Annotated in this window: 10 protein-coding genes and 1 pseudogene; 6 read left to right on the forward strand and 5 right to left on the reverse strand. The window is 70.7% G+C overall.

Annotated features, from left to right (window positions below; all coding sequences use genetic code 11):
- Window positions 1–3: 3 nt before the first annotated feature.
- Window positions 4–1,683 carry a BCCT family transporter gene (locus ACGRHY_RS04935; protein WP_394634167.1) on the reverse strand — a complete coding sequence of 560 codons (1,680 nt, stop codon included), beginning with the start codon at window positions 1,681–1,683 and terminating at the stop codon, window positions 4–6.
- A 163-nt stretch (window positions 1,684–1,846) separates the two neighbouring features.
- Between ACGRHY_RS04935 and ACGRHY_RS04940 the strand changes: the two are divergent.
- The 6 genes and pseudogenes from ACGRHY_RS04940 (at window position 1,847) to ACGRHY_RS04965 (ending at window position 14,906) form a co-directional block, all read left to right on the forward strand.
- A pseudogene (locus ACGRHY_RS04940) lies at window positions 1,847–3,239 on the forward strand (MbnB/TglH/ChrH family RiPP precursor modification enzyme).
- A gap of 59 nt (window positions 3,240–3,298) precedes the next feature.
- Window positions 3,299–4,285: a serine/threonine-protein kinase gene (locus ACGRHY_RS04945; protein WP_394634168.1), complete on the forward strand. Its 987-nt coding sequence runs from the start codon at window positions 3,299–3,301 to the stop codon at window positions 4,283–4,285.
- A gap of 137 nt (window positions 4,286–4,422) precedes the next feature.
- Window positions 4,423–5,742, forward strand: coding sequence for a serine/threonine-protein kinase (locus ACGRHY_RS04950; protein WP_394634169.1), 1,320 nt, complete (start codon window positions 4,423–4,425; stop codon window positions 5,740–5,742).
- Window positions 5,743–5,878: 136 nt separating this feature from the next.
- Window positions 5,879–9,151: a DISARM system SNF2-like helicase DrmD gene (gene drmD / locus ACGRHY_RS04955; RefSeq protein ID WP_394634170.1), complete on the forward strand. Its 3,273-nt coding sequence runs from the start codon at window positions 5,879–5,881 to the stop codon at window positions 9,149–9,151.
- The gene (locus tag ACGRHY_RS04960) at window positions 9,148–13,500 is read left to right on the forward strand and encodes an Eco57I restriction-modification methylase domain-containing protein (RefSeq protein ID WP_394634171.1); all 4,353 of its coding nucleotides are present in this window, start codon (window positions 9,148–9,150) and stop codon (window positions 13,498–13,500) included. Before drmD ends, ACGRHY_RS04960 begins: the two co-directional genes overlap by 4 nt.
- 392 nt (window positions 13,501–13,892) lie before the next feature.
- Window positions 13,893–14,906, forward strand: a complete 1,014-nt coding sequence (locus ACGRHY_RS04965; protein ID WP_394634172.1) for an EcsC family protein — start codon at window positions 13,893–13,895, stop codon at window positions 14,904–14,906.
- Window positions 14,907–15,300: 394 nt separating this feature from the next.
- On the opposite strand, the gene ACGRHY_RS04970 is transcribed toward ACGRHY_RS04965, so the two are convergent.
- The 4 genes from ACGRHY_RS04970 to ACGRHY_RS04985 all read right to left on the reverse strand — a co-directional run bounded on the left by ACGRHY_RS04970 (window position 15,301) and on the right by ACGRHY_RS04985 (window position 17,274).
- Window positions 15,301–15,480, reverse strand: a complete 180-nt coding sequence (locus tag ACGRHY_RS04970; protein WP_394634173.1) for a DUF397 domain-containing protein — start codon at window positions 15,478–15,480, stop codon at window positions 15,301–15,303.
- A gap of 11 nt (window positions 15,481–15,491) precedes the next feature.
- Window positions 15,492–15,695, reverse strand: a complete 204-nt coding sequence (locus ACGRHY_RS04975; RefSeq protein WP_394634174.1) for a DUF397 domain-containing protein — start codon at window positions 15,693–15,695, stop codon at window positions 15,492–15,494.
- Window positions 15,692–16,543: a helix-turn-helix domain-containing protein gene (locus ACGRHY_RS04980; protein WP_394634175.1), complete on the reverse strand. Its 852-nt coding sequence runs from the start codon at window positions 16,541–16,543 to the stop codon at window positions 15,692–15,694. Before ACGRHY_RS04980 ends, ACGRHY_RS04975 begins: the two co-directional genes overlap by 4 nt.
- 248 nt (window positions 16,544–16,791) lie before the next feature.
- Window positions 16,792–17,274: a GNAT family N-acetyltransferase gene (locus ACGRHY_RS04985; protein WP_394634176.1), complete on the reverse strand. Its 483-nt coding sequence runs from the start codon at window positions 17,272–17,274 to the stop codon at window positions 16,792–16,794.
- Window positions 17,275–17,349: the final 75 nt, after the last annotated feature.

Here is a 17,349-nt window from a genome sequence, read left to right on the forward strand (position 1 = left end):
GGGCTACCGCCCGCTTTCGGGGACCCCGCCCCCGGCGCCTCCGGCGCCCTCGGTGCCTTCGCCCCCTTCGCCGTCCCGCTTCCCCGCGCCCCACTCCCGCGTCCTGCGCTCCCGCTCCATCCGCCGCCGCAGCGCGGCGGGCGGGCCGGTGAGCTCGGGGAAGTCCGTCCGCAGCGCGCGGACCAGCGAGTACATCATCAGGAACGCCAGGACGAAGAACGGCAGACCGAGCACCGTGATCACCTCGGCGAGCGCGTCGAGGCCGCTCTTGCCGGTCGCCGCGATCAGTGTCCCCGCGACCACGCCCTCGGTGATCGCCCAGAACACCCGCTGCCGCGTCGGCCCGCCCTCCTCCCGCTGTCCGGCGCTGAGCATGTCCACCACCAGGGACGCCGAGTCCGAGGAGGTGGTGAAGAAGATGACCACGATCAGCACCGAGAGTGCCGAGGCGAGGGTGGTGAGCGGGTAGTTCTCCAGGAAGGTGAACAGCGCGCCGGGGATGTCGCCCTCCTCCACCACGTCCCGCACCAGCCCGCCCTGGCCGTTCAGCTCGATGTCGATGGCGGACATCCCGAAGACGCTGAACCACACGATGGTGAAGGCCGTGGGCAGCGCGAGGACGCCCAGGACGAACTCGCGGACCGTGCGGCCCTTGGAGATGCGGGCGATGAAGATGCCCACGAACGGCGACCAGGTGATCGTCCAGGCCCAGTAGAAGACCGTCCAGGTGCCCTGCCAGCCGGTGTCGGCGAAGGTGTCGTTCCAGAAGGCCAGCGACACCAGCGAGGACAGGTAGACGCCGACGTTCTCGATGACGCCCTTGGCCAGGAACAGCGTCGCCCCGGTGGCGAAGACGAAGAGCATCAGCCCGACGGCCATGACGATGTTGATGTTCGACAGCCGCCTGATGCCCTTGTCCAGGCCGTAGACTACCGAGGTGGTGGCGATGGCGGTGATCACGGTGATCAGCAGCACCTGGACCAGCGAGTTCTCCGGCAGGCCGAACAGCCGCGCCAGTCCGCTGTTGATCTGCATCGTCCCCAGGCCGATCGAGACCGCGACGCCGAAGAGCGTGCCCATAACCGCCGCGATGTCCACGATCCGGCCCGCGGTGCCGTACACCCGGTCCCCCAGCAGGGGGTGGAGGACGGAGCTGACCCGGAACGGCATCCCGCGCACGTAGACGAAGTAGGCGAACGTCAGCGACGGCAGGCAGAAGATCGACCAGGTGTGCAGGCCGAAGTGGTACAGCGAGTAGGCCATCGCCATCCGGGCGGCCTCGGTGCTCTGCGGCTCGACGCCCTGCTGGGGCGGCTCGGCGAAGTGGCTGATCGGCTCGGCCACGCCCCAGAACATCAGGATCGTGCCGATCCCGGCGGCGAACAGCATCGCGAACCAGGTCCGCCTGCTGTACTCCGGGCGGTCGTCCTGGGCGCCCAGGCGGATGTGGCCGTAGCGGCTGACGGCGATCCAGAACAGATAGACCAGGAAGGTCGTCACGCCCAGGATGTAGAACCAGCCCAGATTGGTGAGCAGCCAGTCCGAGGCCGCGGCGAAGATCCGGTCCACCTGCTCCGTCAGCGAGACCGCCGCCACCACGAACAGCACGGTGAGCCCGGCGGAGGTGAAGAAGATGACCGGATCGGTACGGAGCCCCAGTAGGCGCTGCAGCTTTTCCAGCATGTACCTCTCCCTGGAGGACTGGTCCGATTTTCGTCGTTCTCCGGTCCGATGCGGGCGCGACACACGGGCGGCGGCCGCGAACGGACCGGGGCGGGGCCCCGGCGAAAGCTCAGGTGAAGCTCTGAACTCCGCCGCGCGGGATTGGTGATCCCTCTGCCCGGAGATGACAACCCCACACGGGGAGGAGCCGTCGAGGGGGGCGGGCGTGGCACGACTGGGTACGGGGATCGGCTGGCGGCCGGGAATCGCGGACGCGATCGAGGCGCTGCCGGACGTCGGCTGGGTGGAGGTGGTCGCGGAGAACGTCTGCCCCGGCCACCTTCCGCCGGCGCTGGTACGGCTTCGCGAGCGCGGCACCACCGTGGTGCCGCACGGGGTGGGGCTCGGGCTCGGGGGCGCTCAGCGGCCCGCCCCCGCCCGGCTGGCGGCGCTGGCGCGCCGGGCCGAGGCGCTGGAGGCGCCGCTGGTCACCGAGCACATCGCGTTCGTCCGGGCCGGGGGGCCGGGGACCGGGGCGCCGGGAGCCGAGGGGCCGGTGATGGAGGCCGGGCACCTGCTGCCGGTGCCGCGCACCCGCGACGCGCTGGAGGTGCTCTGCGAGAACGTCATGATCGCCCAGGACGCGCTGCCCGTGCCGCTGGCACTGGAGAACATCGCGGCCCTGCTTCCCTGGCCCGGCGAGGAGCTGACCGAGGCGGAGTTCCTGAGCGAACTGGTGGACCGCACCGGCGTCGGCCTGCTGATCGACGTCGCCAACCTCCACACCAACCGCGTCAACCGCGGCGAGGACCCGCCGGCCGTCCTGGACGGCCTGCCGCTGGACGCGCTGGCGTACGTGCACGTGGCGGGCGGTGTGGAGCGCGACGGGGTGTGGCACGACAGCCACGCCCACCCGGTTCCGGAGCCGGTGCTGGAGCTGCTGGCCGAGCTGTGCGCGCGCACCGATCCGCCGGGGGTGCTGCTGGAGCGCGACGACGACTTCCCCCCGGATGAGGAGCTGGCCGCCGAGCTGGCGGCCGTACGGGGCGTGTTCGAGGGGACGGCGCGAGCCGCGGGAGGCACCGGTGCCTGACACCCGCCCCACCACCGGACCCGTCACCGGACCCGGCACCAGCGCTGGCACCGACCCCTGCACGTACACCGGCACCGACGCGGCCCGCCGCCGGCTCGCCGCCGCCCAGGCCGCCCTGCTGGGCGCGCTGGTCGCCGACGGCCCCGCGCCCGCCGGCTTCGACCCCGGGCGGCTGGAGGTCCAGCGCCGGGCGCTGATCTCCAAGCGGGCCTCGGTCGTCGCCGGGATCGCGCCCGAACTGCCGCGCGTCCTGGGCGAGCACTACCGTCCGGCGTTCGCCGCCTACGCCCGCGGCCGTCCCATGACCGACGGGTACCGCCCGGACGCCATGCGCTTCGTCGCGCACCTGCTGGAAGCCGACCCCTCCCTGTCCCGGCAGCAGCGGCGCCACCTGCGCCGCTGGTACCGCGAACGCTCCGGCCGGGCCCCTCGGGGGTGGGGCCCGGCCGGTCTCCTCCCCCGCCTCCGGCGGCGGGGTACGTAGCGGGCGGCCGGACCGGGCCCCGTGCGGACGCGGCCGGGGCGCGGTGGCACGATGCCGCTATGCGGGAAGCGCCGAGGACGGAACGGACACAGGGGCCGGCGGGTGCGAGGGAGTTCGCGCCGGGGGTGGTGCTGCTGGACCGCTACCGGCTGGACTCGGTCCTCGGCCGGGGCTCCATGGGGCAGGTGTGGCGGGGCCTGGACCTGCGTCTGGAGCGGCCCGTGGCGGTCAAGACCGTCGCCGCGGAGCTGCTGGCCGTACCCCGCAGCCGCGCGGAGGCACTGGCCCGGTTCCGCAGAGAGGCGCGGGCGGCAGCGCGCCTGGACCATCCCAACACCACCGCGGTCTTCGACGCCTCCGTCACCGGCCACACCTGCTGCCTGGTGATGGAACTGGTCGACGGCACCACCCTGGAATACCTCTTCGACCAGCAGGTCGACGGCCGGTTCGACGTGCCCTCGGCCGCCGCCGTCACCGCGCAGCTGTGCGCCGGGCTGTCCGCGGCCCACGCCGCCGGCCTGGTGCACCGCGACCTCAAGACGCAGAACGTCATGGTCCGGCGGGACGGCCTGGTGAAGATCCTGGACTTCGGGCTGGTGAAACTGCTCACCGACGCCGACCCGCGGCTGACCGCGACCGGCGAGGGCGTCGGCAACATCGTCTGCGCCTCGCCCGAACTCCTCTCCGGCCGGGCCCGGATCGACGGCCGCAGCGATCTGTACGCGGTGGGCTGCCTGCTCCACCACATGCTCACGGGCGAGGCGCTCTTCGCCACCGACCGGCCGGCGCTGCTGGCCTCCCGCCATCTGGGCTCGCCCCCGCCCCCGGTCGGCGACCGGGGCGTGGACGTCCCCGGCGACCTCCAGGAGCTGCTGACGGCCCTGCTGGCCAAGAGCCCGGAGGACCGGCCCGCCTCCGCCGCCGAGGTGTACGCGGCCCTCGCCCCTCATCTGCCGGGCCCGGAACCCCGGCTGGCCGTCCGCCGCGGTCTGCCCGAGGACCCGCGCCGCCCCTTCCTCGTGCCGCAGGGGCCGAGGCCCGTGTGATCCCGCGCGCCCCGTGTGGCCTCTTGTGGTCGGTGAGAGGATGGTGGTGCCGGCCGGGCGTCGTGTCGCCTCCGGCCGCGGGGGTGTGACGGGCGCCGTCGGCGCCGGAGCCGGGGACGGGTACGAGGACGGGCGCGATGCGGCGGAGCCTTGGGCGGTACGAGTTCACGCGCGAACTGGGCCGGGGAGGCATGGGGGTCGTCCGGGCGGCGTACGACCGCGACCGCGGCCGGGAGGTGGCCGTCAAGCTCCTCGACCCGCACGGGCGCGGCGCCGATCCCGCCGCGCTGGAGCGCCGGTTCCTGCGCGAGGCGCGCATAACCGGCCGCCTGGAGCATCCGGGCGTCCCCGCCGTCCACGACCACGGCAGCCACGAGGGCGAGCTCTATCTGGTGATGGACCTCGTCCCGGGGCGCGCCCTGGACGCCGTTCTCGCGAGCGAGGGACCGTTGCCCGTCGAGCGCGCCGCGGACATCGCGCGGCGCACCGCCGAGGTGCTCGCCTACGCCCACGGCCAGAACGTCGTGCACCGCGACCTGAAGCCGTCGAACCTGATGATCACTCCGGACGGCGGCGTCAAGGTCCTCGACTTCGGTGTAGCCGCCGCCCTGGAGCCGCAGCCCGGCGAGACGCGCTTCACCGCCGTGGGGGCCACTCCCGGCACGGTGCTCTACATGGCGCCCGAGCAGGCCATGGGCGAGACCGTCCCGGCCGGCGACCTCTACTCGCTGGGCTGTGTGCTGTACGAGATGCTCGCCGGGGCTCCGCCCTTCACCGGCAGCAGCCCCTTCCTGCTGTACCACCGGCACGCGAGCGAGCCGGTACCGCCGCTGGCCGACCGTCGCCCCGGCGTCCCGGTCGGGCTGCGGATGCTGGTGGAGGCCCTGCTGGCCAAGCGGCCGGAGGACCGGCCCTCCTCCGCGGCGGAGGTGGCCGCCGCGCTCGCCGCCTGGGCCCCGTCGCGGAGCCCCCGTCAGGACCCGCCACAGGACCCGCGGCGGGCACTACAGCAGGATCCGCCCCCGGCGGCCCCGGCGGCGGCCCCCGCCCACCCCCGGCTGGCCGAGATCGCCGCCCTGCGCCTCTCCGGCCGCCCCGCCCCGGCGCTGGAGGAGTACGGGGAGCTGATGGCCTCCTCCGATCTCGCGCGCGCCGATCTCCTGGCCGCCCGTGTCGGGGCCGCCCTGTGCTCGGCCGCGCTCGGCCGCACCCGCGCGGCCCTGGAGGAGCTGAGGTCGGCCCTGGCCGAGCAGCGCAGTCTGCTGGGGCCGGACGACCCGGCGGTGCTGGACACCCGGTACGAGATCGCCGTCCTGCTGGCCCGCACCGGCGAGCGCCGCGCGGCCGAGGAGCTGCTGCTGCGACTGGCCGACGAGGAGGAGCGGGTGTTCCCCGGCGAGGACGCCCGGTACGGCCGCGGCCGCGCCCTGCTGGACCGGCTGCGCCGTATGCCCTGATGCACATCGAGAACAAGGTAACTCTGTTGTCTATGTTCACAGTTGACGGCGTGTTACGCTCCGAACGCACCGTTCCGGTGGGGAGACAGGCGACTGTCCACGGACGGCAGCGGGAGACACCGAGGGGAACACGCCCATGACGCCAGCAGCCCAGCGCACCGCCGAGCGGACGGGAACGGGGGCGGGGACGGAGCGGCTCCCCGAGGAGGGCAATCTCGTCGAGGTGCGCGGCCAGTCATGGGTGGTCGCCCGCGTCGAGCCCTCCCCGGCCCCCGACGGCGACAGCGGCGGCAGCCGGAACGCGCCCCGCCGCTCCGCCACCCTGGTCCATCTCCAGTCCGTCGCCGACGGCCGCTTCGGCGACACCCTCTCGGTCATCTGGGAGGTCGAGCCCGGCCGCCGCGTGCTGCCCGCCGGCTCCCTGCCCGACGCTTCCGCCGGCTCCTACGACTCCCCCGGCCGCCTGGCCGCGTTCCTCGACGCGGTGCGCTGGTCGGCGGTCGCCTCCGCCGACGCCCGTACCCTCCAGGCCCCGTTCCGCTCCGGCGTCGCCGTCGAGCCGTACCAGCTGGAGCCGGTCTCCCGGGCCGTCGGGGCGCCCCGCGTCAACCTCCTGCTGGCCGACGACGTCGGCCTGGGCAAGACCATCGAGGCCGGTCTCGTCGTCCAGGAGCTGATGCTGCGCGGACGCGCCCGCCGCACGATGATCGTCTGCCCGGCCGGGCTGACCCTGAAGTGGCGCGACGAGATGGCCGAGAAGTTCGGTCTGGAGTTCACCATCGTCGACTCCGAGCACTGCGCCCGCCTGCGCCGCACCCACGGCACGGCCGCCAACCCCTTCCGCGTCCACCCGCTGACCATCGTCTCCCTGCCCTGGCTGCGCGGCCAGAAGGCCCAGCGCCTGCTGGACGAGGTCGTCGGCGCCCCCGGGCAGGGCGGCGACGGTGACCACAAGCGCTTCTTCGACCTGCTCGTGCTGGACGAGGCCCACCACGTCGCGCCCGCCGCCCCCAAGCAGGTCTACGCCGTCGACTCCCAGCAGACCAAGCTGGTGCGGCGGCTGGCCCCGCACTTCGAGCACCGGCTGTTCCTCTCCGCCACCCCGCACAACGGCTACCCCGAGTCCTACACCGCGCTGCTGGAGCTCATCGACGACCAGCGCTTCGCCCGCGGCGTGGAGCCGGACCGGGAGGCGCTGCGGGACACCGTGGTGCGGCGCCTGAAGTCCTCCGTCACCGACGCCGACGGCAACCCCCGCTTCCGTACCCGCCGGACCTTCGAGCTCCCGGTCGACTACACCCCGCAGGAGCGCGAGATCCACGGCCTGCTCGCGGAGTTCGCCGAGTTACGCCGCAAGAAGCTGGCGCCGAAGGCCCGCGGCGGGCGCCGCGCCGCCGACCTGGTGACGCTGCTGCTGAAGAAGCGCCTGTTCTCCTCCCCGGCCGCCTTCCTGCGCACCGTCCGGGTCTACCTCTCCCACCTCTCGGACACCGGCGGCCCCGCGCGCGGACGCACGGCGGCCACCGAAGTGCCCGAGTGGCTGGAGGAGTTCGCCGACCTCGTCGCCGACCTGGACGACACCGGCCTGGTCGACGCCGAGGACGACGCCCTGACCCGCTCCACCTCCCTCACCCCCGCCGAGGACGGCCGCGAACTCGGCCTGCTGCGGGAGATGGAGCGCTGGGCGCTGACCCACGAGGCCGCCCCCGACTCCAAGGCCGAGGCCCTCATCCGCACCCTCAACGCCGTCTGCCGCCCCGACGGCGGGCACTGGACGGGCGAGCGGATCGTGGTCTTCACCGAATACCGCGACACCCAGGAGTGGCTGCACGGCCTCCTCCGGCAGGAGCGGCTCACCGACGGCGGACGCGTCGAGCGCCTGCACGGCGGCCTGTCCGCCGAGGAGCGCGAGCGCATCCGCCTGGGCTTCCAGGCCGATCCCTCCCGCCCCGAGGGGAAGGTCCGCGTCCTGCTGGCCACCGACGCCGCGGGCGAGGGCATCGACCTGCAGAACCACTGCCACCGGCTGGTCAACTACGACATCCCCTTCAACCCCAACAAGCTGGAACAGCGAATAGGCCGAATAGACCGCTGGGGGCAGAAACAGGACCCCGAGATAACCCACTTCATAGGCTCCGGCTGGCAGCAGGCCCAGGCCGGCTCCTACGAGGCGGACCTCGAATTCCTCTCCCGCGTGGCCAAGAAGGTCGCGCGCATGGAGCACGACCTCGGCTCCGTCAACGCCGTCCTGGCCGACGCCGTCCAGCGCCGCATGACCGGCGACACCGCGCCCGTCGACATCGAGAACGCCAGGCCCCGGCCCGTCAAGGGCCGCCGCACCGGCGGCGAGGTCGCCCCCGAGCAGAACGTCACCGCCCAGGCCAGGCGGCTGGCCGACCAGTACGGCGAGACCGTCTCCGCCCTCGGCCTGACCCCGTCCAACGTCAAGCGCGTCGTGGACACCGCCCTGGCCCTGGACAACCAGCCGCCGCTGCTGCCCTCCCCTTTACGCTCCGGGGACTTCGAGCCCGGCGACCTGTTCGAGGTGCAGCCGCTGTCGGGAAGCTGGGAGCGGGCCACCCGCGGCCTGACCCACAAGCTGCGCGAGGACGAGCAGCGCCCCATCGCCTTCTCCCCCACCGTCGCCGCGCGGGCCGGTGACGACGTGGTCCTCGCCCACCTCAAGCACCCGCTGGTCGCCCTCTCCACCCGCCTGCTCACCGCCGCCGTGTGGAACGCCGACACCGTCGGCCTGCACCGCGTCACCGCCGTCGTGAGCGACGACCCGGCCGTCACCACCACCCTGGTCTCCGCCTACGCCCGCTACGTCCTGGTCGGCACCGACGGCACCCGCCTCCACGAGGAAGTCCTCTACGCGGGCGGCTGGTTCGGCGACACCGGGCGCTTCCGCCGCTGGGAGTCGGTGAACGAGCAGGGCCGGGTGCTGTCCCGCGCCCTGACCGAGGGTGCCGAGGCCGCCCCGCACCTGCGCGGTGAACTCACCGCCGCCTGGCCGAAGCTGCGCGATCCGCTCTACCGCTCCCTGGAGGCGCGCGCCTTCGAGCTGGGCCGCCGGCTGGAGGGCCGGCTCGCCGAGCGCCGGGCCGAGGAGGAGCGCCGCATCACCGCCACCCTCGACCGCTTCGAGAACACCCTGCGCGCCAAGCTGAAGGAGGAGGGCGACGGCGAGGGCGAACAGCTCGCCCTGCTCACCTCCCACGAGCTGTCCGGCCACGAGCGCCGCCAGTTCGAGGAGGACCGCCGCCGCTGGCGGGAGCGCCTGGAGGGCCTGCCCGCCGAGCGGACGCGCGAGCTGGCCGCCATCGCCGCCCGCTACCGCGAGCCCCGCTCCCACCTCTTCCCCGCCGCCGTCGTCTTCGTGATCCCCGCAAAGGAGGCCCGCCGATGAGCCCCCGCCGCCCGATGAGCAGTGGTGCCGCAGCCGCCAAGGCCAAGGCCGCCGACGGCCGGCGGCAGCACCAGGAGTGGCTGGACCTCACCGAGGTCTCCGGCCCCTTCCTGACCATGCCCGTCCTGCTGCGCGCCTGGCCCCAGCTCGACGCCCTGGAGAAGGATGAGCGCGCCCGGCTGCGCGCCCGCCACGCCGACTGGCAGACCGACCCCGGGGCGGGCCGCGACGAGTGGGTGGCCTACGTCCTGACCCGCCTGCTGGGCTGGAACGACGCCCTGACGCTGCGGGTGGGCGAGGACGAGCACCACGGCCTGGACCGCCTCACCCTGCGCGTGCCGGAGCACAACGCCGAGGTCCGCCCCGACTTCGCCCTCGTCGAGCCCGGCACCGACCTGGCCTGCGAGCCGAGCGTGGAGACCGCCGCCAAGCGCGTCCAGCTCCTCGGCGTCACCGTCCCCGCCGGCACCTCGCCCGCCGCCCGCGCCGCGGGCGGCGGCGAGTGGGCCGCCTCCCCCGCCGACCGCCTCGCCCGGCTCCTGCGCCACCACGGCGTCCCCCTCGGGCTGGTCACCGACGGCCGCTGGTGGTGCCTGGTGTGGGCCCCGGTCGGCGGCGTGACGACCACGGCCGTCTTCGACGCCATCGGCTGGAACGAGGCCGCCGAACGCACCATGGTGCGCGCCTTCTCCTCCCTGCTCAGCCGCCGCCGGTTCTTCGAGTACGAGGAGGCCGAGACCCTCGTCGGCCTGCTCAGGGCCGGCCTCGCGGCCGGCGAGGACGTCACCGAGGCTCTCGGCGTCCAGGTGCGGCAGGCCGTGGAACTGCTGGTGGACGCCATCGGACGCGCCGACGTCCGCGCCGTCGAGCACGGCGCCCCCGGCCTGCACGCCCAGGGCGTCGGCGCGGGCGAGGTCTACCGCGCCTCGGTCGCGGTGATGATGCGGATCGTCTTCCTCCTCTTCGCCGAGGAGCGCGGCCTGCTCCCCGCCGACAACGAGATATACGCCCGCTCCTACTCCGCCCGCTTCCTGCGCGACGAGCTCAAGGCGCGCGCGGACGAGGAGGGCGAGACGGCGCTGGAGCACACCACCTCCGCCTGGCACCGGCTCATAGCCCTGTTCCACGCCGTGCACGGCGGCGTCGACCACCCCGGCTCCGGCTTACACCTGCCCGCCTACGACGGCTCGATCTTCGACCCCGACAAGTACCCGTGGCTGGAGCGCACCGCCCCGCTGCTGCCCATCGACGACCGCACGGTGCTGCACATGCTCCAGGCCGTTCAGGAGGTCCGCGTCGGCAGGGGCAAGCAGCGCGAGGTCCGCACCCTCAGCTTCCGCGCCCTGGACGTCGAGCAGATCGGCTACGTCTACGAGGGCCTGCTCTCCTTCGACGGCCGCCGCGCCACCGAGCACATGGTCGGCCTCATCGGCCCGGAGGGCCTGGAGCACGAGGTGACGCTGCGGGAGCTGGAGTCCCTGGCGGCCAAGGCCGCCACCGCCTCGGGCACATCGGTCAAGGCGCTGGCGAAGGCCATCCACGACAAGTGGAAGGACCCCAGGCCCCCGGCCACGGTCGGCCAGTTGGAGAAGAAGCTCGCCCCACCCACTGCGGAGGCCGCGGCCGAGGCGCGGCGGAAGCTGAACGCCGTCACCAGGGACCCGGCCCTGACCGAGCGGCTGCTGCCCTTCACCGGCATCCTCCGCGAGGACCTGCGCGGCCTGCCCACCGTCATCCCCAACGGGGCGCTGTACGTCACCGAGTCCGCGATGCGGAAGAACACCGGAACCCACTACACCCCCCGCTTCCTGGCCGAGGAGGTCGTCCTCCACGCGCTGGAGCCGCTGGTGTACGAGCCGGGGCCGCTCCAGACGGCGGACACCGAGCAGTGGCGGCTGAAATCCTCTGACGAGATAAAGGCGTTGAAGGTCGCGGACATCGCGGTGGGCTCGGCGGCGTTCCTGGTCGCCGCCTGCCGCTACCTGGGCGACCGGCTGATCGAGGCCTGGGAGAACGAGGGCCGCACGGACGCGACGGCCTACCGGGCCGGCCGCGCCGTGGACGCGGTCACGGCCGCCGACGCCGAACAGGACCCGGTCGTCATCGAGGCCCGCCGCCAGGTCATCGAGCACTGCCTGTACGGGGTGGACATCAACCCCATGGCCGTGGAGATGGCCAAGCTGTCGCTGTGGCTGGTCTCCATGGACCCGACCCGCCCCTTCACGTTCCTGGACGACAGGTTGGTGTGCGGGGACTCACTGCTGGGCGTGCACACCATGGAACAGCTCCAGGCCGTGCACATGAAGCCCGGCAGCCAGGCCGACATCCTCGCCGAGAAGGCACGTGAGCTGGTCGACCGGATCACGCGGGAGCGTCTGGCGATCACCGCCATCAAGGGTGTCGACATCCCCGCGCTCCAGCGGAAGCGGGAGCGGCTGGAGGAGGTCAACCACCACTCGCGGCGACTGCGGCTGGTCGGCGACCTGATCGCCGGCGCGGCCCTGGCCACCTGCGCCTCGGGCCGCGTGCCCTGGTACGAGCAGGACGGCGGCAAACGCCTCCGCGACCTGTTCCCGCGCGCCGCGTGGATCGTCCAGCAGATCGTGGCGGACGGAGTCGAGGACGACTCGGACGTGGTGCGCGAGGCGCGCGCGACGGCGGAGGAGTGGCTGGCAGCGGAGCTGCCGGACGGCGCGCTGGAGCGGCGGCCGATTCACTGGCCGCTGGTCTTCCCGGAGGTGTTCTCGCTGCGGGGTGGGTTCGACGCAGTTGTCGGGAACCCGCCATTTGTCGCCGGTCGAGATCTCACATCAAATTTCGGCCAAGGGTATCGAGAGAATCTCGTAGAACATATCGCTAATGGAACACGGGGGAGCGCAGACCTTGTCGCCTACTTCGAACTAAGAATCCATCAAATGCTTAACCCTAAGGGGCAAACCGGAGTAATCGCCACTAACTCCCTGGCCCAGGGAAAATCGCGCGCCGTCGCTCTTGACCAGATTGTGGCATCAGGCGCCCGCATTAGAAGGGCCGTCAGGAGTGCTTCGTGGCCAGCAAAGTCTGCAGATGTCGAGTACTGTGCCATCTGGACAAGTATCGCACCCATAGAACGCGGATCCATGTTCACATTGGACGGAAAAGCCGCAAAATCAGGAATCACCGCTTCGCTTTACCCTGAATCCAGAGTGCCTCTTTGGGGGGAACCTCTGGCGCGCAATCGAAACCTGTCATTCGTCGGCTCAAAACCCCTTAGTGAAGGCTTTGTGATCGATGAACCAACCGCTAATACTTGGATATCAGAGGACTCGAAAAATCGCCGCGTGCTATTTCGGTACGTAAACGGCAAGGAGTTCAATGCTACACCAGGCCAGATCGGCGACCGTTGGATCGTGAACTTCGAAAACATGGAAGAGCACGAGGCCCGAAAATTCACAGCGCCGTTCTCTCACGTGGAGAATAAGGTGAAGCCGGACAGACAGAGAAGGAAGACTGACGGAACTTTCGCCGTCGGCGAAAAGTTCGCCAAACGCTACTGGGTGTATGAACGCAGAAGAGAGACGCTTTACAGAAACATCTCCTCCCTTTCGCAAGTCATCGCCATGGCCCAGACGAGCAAAACCCTTGCACCGGCGCTAGTCGCAAACGGGGCCATCTTCGATCAGAAGGTTGTAGTATTCGCGTCCAATGACGAAGGACTGTTCGCTTTTCTTTCATCCTCTGCCCATTATTGGTGGGCACTACTGAGTGGGGGAACACTCAGGTCAGATGCCAGTTACACTCCCAGTGAAATTTTCGAAAAACTCGTCACCCCTACGTTGACCCCCAGAATCCGCAAAGCAGGCACCACTCTCGATGAATACCGTCGGGATTTGATGCAGCGCCGCAACACCGGCCTCACCAGCACTTATAACCTAGTCCACAATCCCGATTGCCAAGACGAGGACATCGTTGAGCTCCGCCGCATCCACGAGGAGATCGACGAGGCCACCACCGAAGCGTACGGCTGGCACGACTTGCTGGACGACTCCGGGCAGACCCCGCCCGCTGATCCGACGCATGAGACGTTCCCGCTCGATCACGGCTTCCACGAGACCGACCAGGGCGTCCGCTACACCATCGGTCTGCTCGCTCGGACCGAGATCATCGACCGGCTGCGGCAGTTGAACCACCAGGCGTACGCCGACGAGGTCCACCTCGGCCTGCACAAGGGGATGACGGACGAGAAGGCGCGAAAAAAGCACCCCGACCTGCCCAAGCCCTCCCCCGAGGCCATCCGGAAGCGGAGGGAGCAACTGGGCGAGCGCGGTGGTTCGGATTTCGGTGAGGGCACCGAGGGTGCCCTGTTCTGAGCCACTGAGGTCGAACGTGTGATGTCGTGTCCTTGCTCAGGTGGGTCTCGGTGAGGCAGCCGCCAATGAACCCGGGACTCACCCACAGGTCTTCGGCGATCATCGAGCCGGCCTACCTCCAGGCGAACCGCTCGACCGCCGGAAGTCGTAATTCTTCATGGAATTGCGGCCGTTCGGCGATCAGTCCCCCTGTGGGTACCCTGTGCTCCGCTGATACCGCAGCGCAGCGGACCACGACCCGTCAGCCTCTACGACTTTACGAATCAGCCTCATAACCGCAGAGGGCCGGTGAATTCCACTTCGGACATCGGCCCCCGCACTGCGGCTTCACCCACGCATCGATCAGTAGGGGATCGTGGGCCCAGCGATCACAGTCGAATCGGAGAACCTCGATGATCCTCTACGCCAGCCCACCCAACGATGGCGCAGCCCCGATGAGCGATTACGAAAAGCAGGTGTGGAACGCGCTCAACGAGCACTGGGAGCGCCATGACAACCGTCGTGGTCTGCCGAACTGGGCGAGCACCGCCCTCGGTCGCACCGGTGAGGCCGCGGGAAACGCCATGAGACGGGTTACGGACGCCGTGCCGGAGGCGGTCACGGAACCGATACGTCGCGCAGGCGACGCGGTCGCCGACAAGGCCATGCGGCCGGTGCTCGCAGGCGCGGTGGCGTTGCTCGAACTGGTCAACGACTCGGCCCTGGAGCTCAACGACCCGAAGAACGTCGAGAAGCTCGCCCGCAAGCGAGGTCTCGAGATCGACAGTTTCACCGAACTGCGGCAGCAGGACCTCAAAGTCTGCGACCGGCTGCTGACCCGTAACACCCTCAAATGGCGGACCGCCGGCGCGGTCGAAGGCGGCGCCATGGGCCTGCTGGCCATGGTCCCCGTCGCCGGTATCCCCGTCGCGATGACGGCGGACATCCTCGTCGTCCAGGTCCTGAGCACGTCGATCGCAGCGCGCATCGCGTACTCCTACGGCTACGACGCCAAAGATCCCGATGAGCAGGAGTTCATCCAGCGCCTGGTACAGCGGTCCTTCATGACGCAGGCGGCCAAGGCCAGACCGTTGCGTGACGCCGCACGGGCGGCGGAAGCGGTCAAGGGACGCGTGAAGTGGTCGAACAAGCTCCGCCAGGACCACCGTCTCCTGGCTGCCCTCGAGAAGTTGATGCAGCAGTTGGGCCCGGCCGGCTCCAAGGTGCCGGTCAAAAACGTCGCCAAGGTCGTGCCGTTCGTGGGCGTCATCATCGGTGCCGGCATGAATTCCGCGGTCCTCGGCAGGGTGGCCACTGACGCCCAGCGGTACTGCCAGACCCGGTTCCTGTGCGACAAGTACGGGCTGCCGCTGCCGACCGCACTGGCGACCGACGGGGACGACGACCTCCAGGCCGACGCCACGTGAGTGATGCCGCTGGGACCACGACGCAGCCTCTGCGAGTCCCCACTCGCAGGCGAGCACCCGTACCCCGTCAGGTCGTGCTTCGCCGTCCTGATGAGACGTGCCGGTGAAGGTCCGCCGGGAGGTCCCGAGCTCCTTGGAGAGCTCGGGACCTTGGTGTCGGGGTACTGAGGGCGAACTCATGGAGTCGTAGGTGCCGGGGGACCATGGCCGGCTGCGATGGCACCGGACCATGCGCTGTCCACAAGGTGGTGGGCTGGCCGCCGCCCGCAGCAACCTCCCGGACGGCTGCCTCGCCGGAACCGGCCTGACCATCAGACGCACCTGAACAAGGACACGGCATCACGTGTTCGACTCAGTGGCAGCACCACAACGGGCTGGGGAGTCCTGGTCGGCACTATCCCGCCGCGAGGGCGACGAACGCCGCCCACTCGTCCCGGCCGATCCGGAGTATGGGCCCGTCGCCCGCAGCCTTGGAGTCCCGCACGTACACAGCCTCCGGCCCGGCGGCCACCTCCACGCAGTCCCCGCCGTCCGACCCGCTGTGACTGCTCTTGAACCAGTGCAGCCCATCCACGTCGCCACTCCCTACCTTATGAATGTCACGAACGCGGACCATTGGTCTTGGCCGGTCCGCAGCACCGGTCCGTCGGCCAGGCTCTTGGAGTCCCGTACGTATACGGCGTCGAGGTCAGTGGCCACCTCGACGCAGTCACCACCGCTTGTTCCGCTGTAGCTGCTCTTGAACCAAGCCAGTCCGGCGGGCTGGGCGACATAGCGTTCGATGCTCATAGCTCCCCTACCATGCGCTCGATGAGGCGTGAGGACTCCTCGGTGTTGAGGGCCTGCGTGCGCAGCATCCCATACCGCAGCCAGAACTCACTGACCTCGTCCTGATCCGACCTGACAGTCACAACATCTTGCGCCTCGACATAGACGTGGCGCCTGCGGTCGATGGACTCCAGCAACACCATGGGGCCGTTGAGCCCACTGTGGGCGCCCCGAACGGTCGGCATGATCTGAAGCTCGATGTTCCGCCTCTGGCAGCACGACAACAGGTGATCCAGTTGCTCACGCATCACAGCTTTGCTGCCCACAACTCGTCGGAGCGCCCCTTCCTCCACGATGAACACAAAGATCGTGAAGGGGTTCCTGCGAGTCAGCAGGGCCTGACGTGCGAGGCGGGCCGCAACACGTTGCTCGACGGTCTCCTCGTCCAGCGGAGGAAAGTGGGCTTCCAGCAGCGCCTGTGCGTAGGACTCGGTCTGCAACAACCCGGGAACCAGCAGGGGCTCGTACGAGAACCTGCTCAGTGCCTCGGTCTCCAGCAGCGCGGTGTTGCGGAAGAAGCGCGGCAGTTTGGCCCGTTCCACGTCGTCCTGGAGGACTTCCAAGGCGCCTCGCGCCCCCAGCGCGCGGTCCGCCGCGATCGTGAACGTGGCCTTCGCCGGCCGCCGTCCCTGCTCGACCGAGGCGACCTGCTCCAGCGAGTACCCGATGGCGTCCCCGAGTTTCTGCTGGCTCAACCCGGCCTGCTTGCGCAGGTGCTGGAGCAGTCGGCCGTAGGCCGACCACACCCCCGGTGGGTCGCCGCTGTCCTCCTTCACCCGTACCGCGCGACCGTTCCGCGTGTCCCGCACCGCCCTCACGCCCCTTCGTCCCCGAGTCCGTCCCGCTGGTCGGCTCCCCCGGCGGCTTCCGCCGTCCGTCACCGCCGGGGACATGTCCAACGCGGCCCGCGCGTGCCGGGGCACGGCCCGCGACCCGTACAGCACCCGTACAAGGGCCCGTTGTGCGGGTCGCCGACGCAGGCTCCGATCGGGGACAGGCCGGTCCGGCTCTGTGCTTGTGACGGTTGAGGCGATACACCAGCCCGAGTGCCGCCCGGTCAGCGCAGGGCCTTCTCCATCACGTGCTCTCTGGTGACGCCGTCGGGCAGCAGGTCCCCGAACTCTCCCGTGTCGGCGAAACCGTTGCGCCGGTAGAGGGCGATGGCGTGGTCGTTGCCCGGAATCACCGTGAGCCTGAGGACTGTGCCACCCGACTGCCGGGCCCAGGCCTCGACCGCTGCCGTCAGCCGGTCACCGATCCCATGGCCTCGCGCCTGCGGACCGACCCATACCGATCGCAGTTCCCGCACGCCGCCGTCCGCGGGAAGGCCACTGGCCATGCCGACGGCCCGGCCTTCCAGCAACGCGACGAGGTGGCGGGCACCGGGCGTCTCCAGGCGGGCGCGCCACTGCTCCTCTCCGCCCCTGTCCCAGTCCTCAAGCCGGCTCTTGAAGGCATGCGGCGCCTCGGCCAGCGAGGCACGGCGGACCTCCCGCCACAGCGGCCAGTCCTGCGTCGTGAGAACCCTCAGCGTCACCATGCCGGCGAGTCTGCCGAAACGCGCGCGGGGCGGTCCACGGCGCCTGCCGCCTTCCGGCTCACGGAATCGAGAGGG

The organism is Streptomyces shinuiensis (assembly GCF_043660855.1).
Taxonomy (GTDB): domain Bacteria; phylum Actinomycetota; class Actinomycetes; order Streptomycetales; family Streptomycetaceae; genus Streptomyces.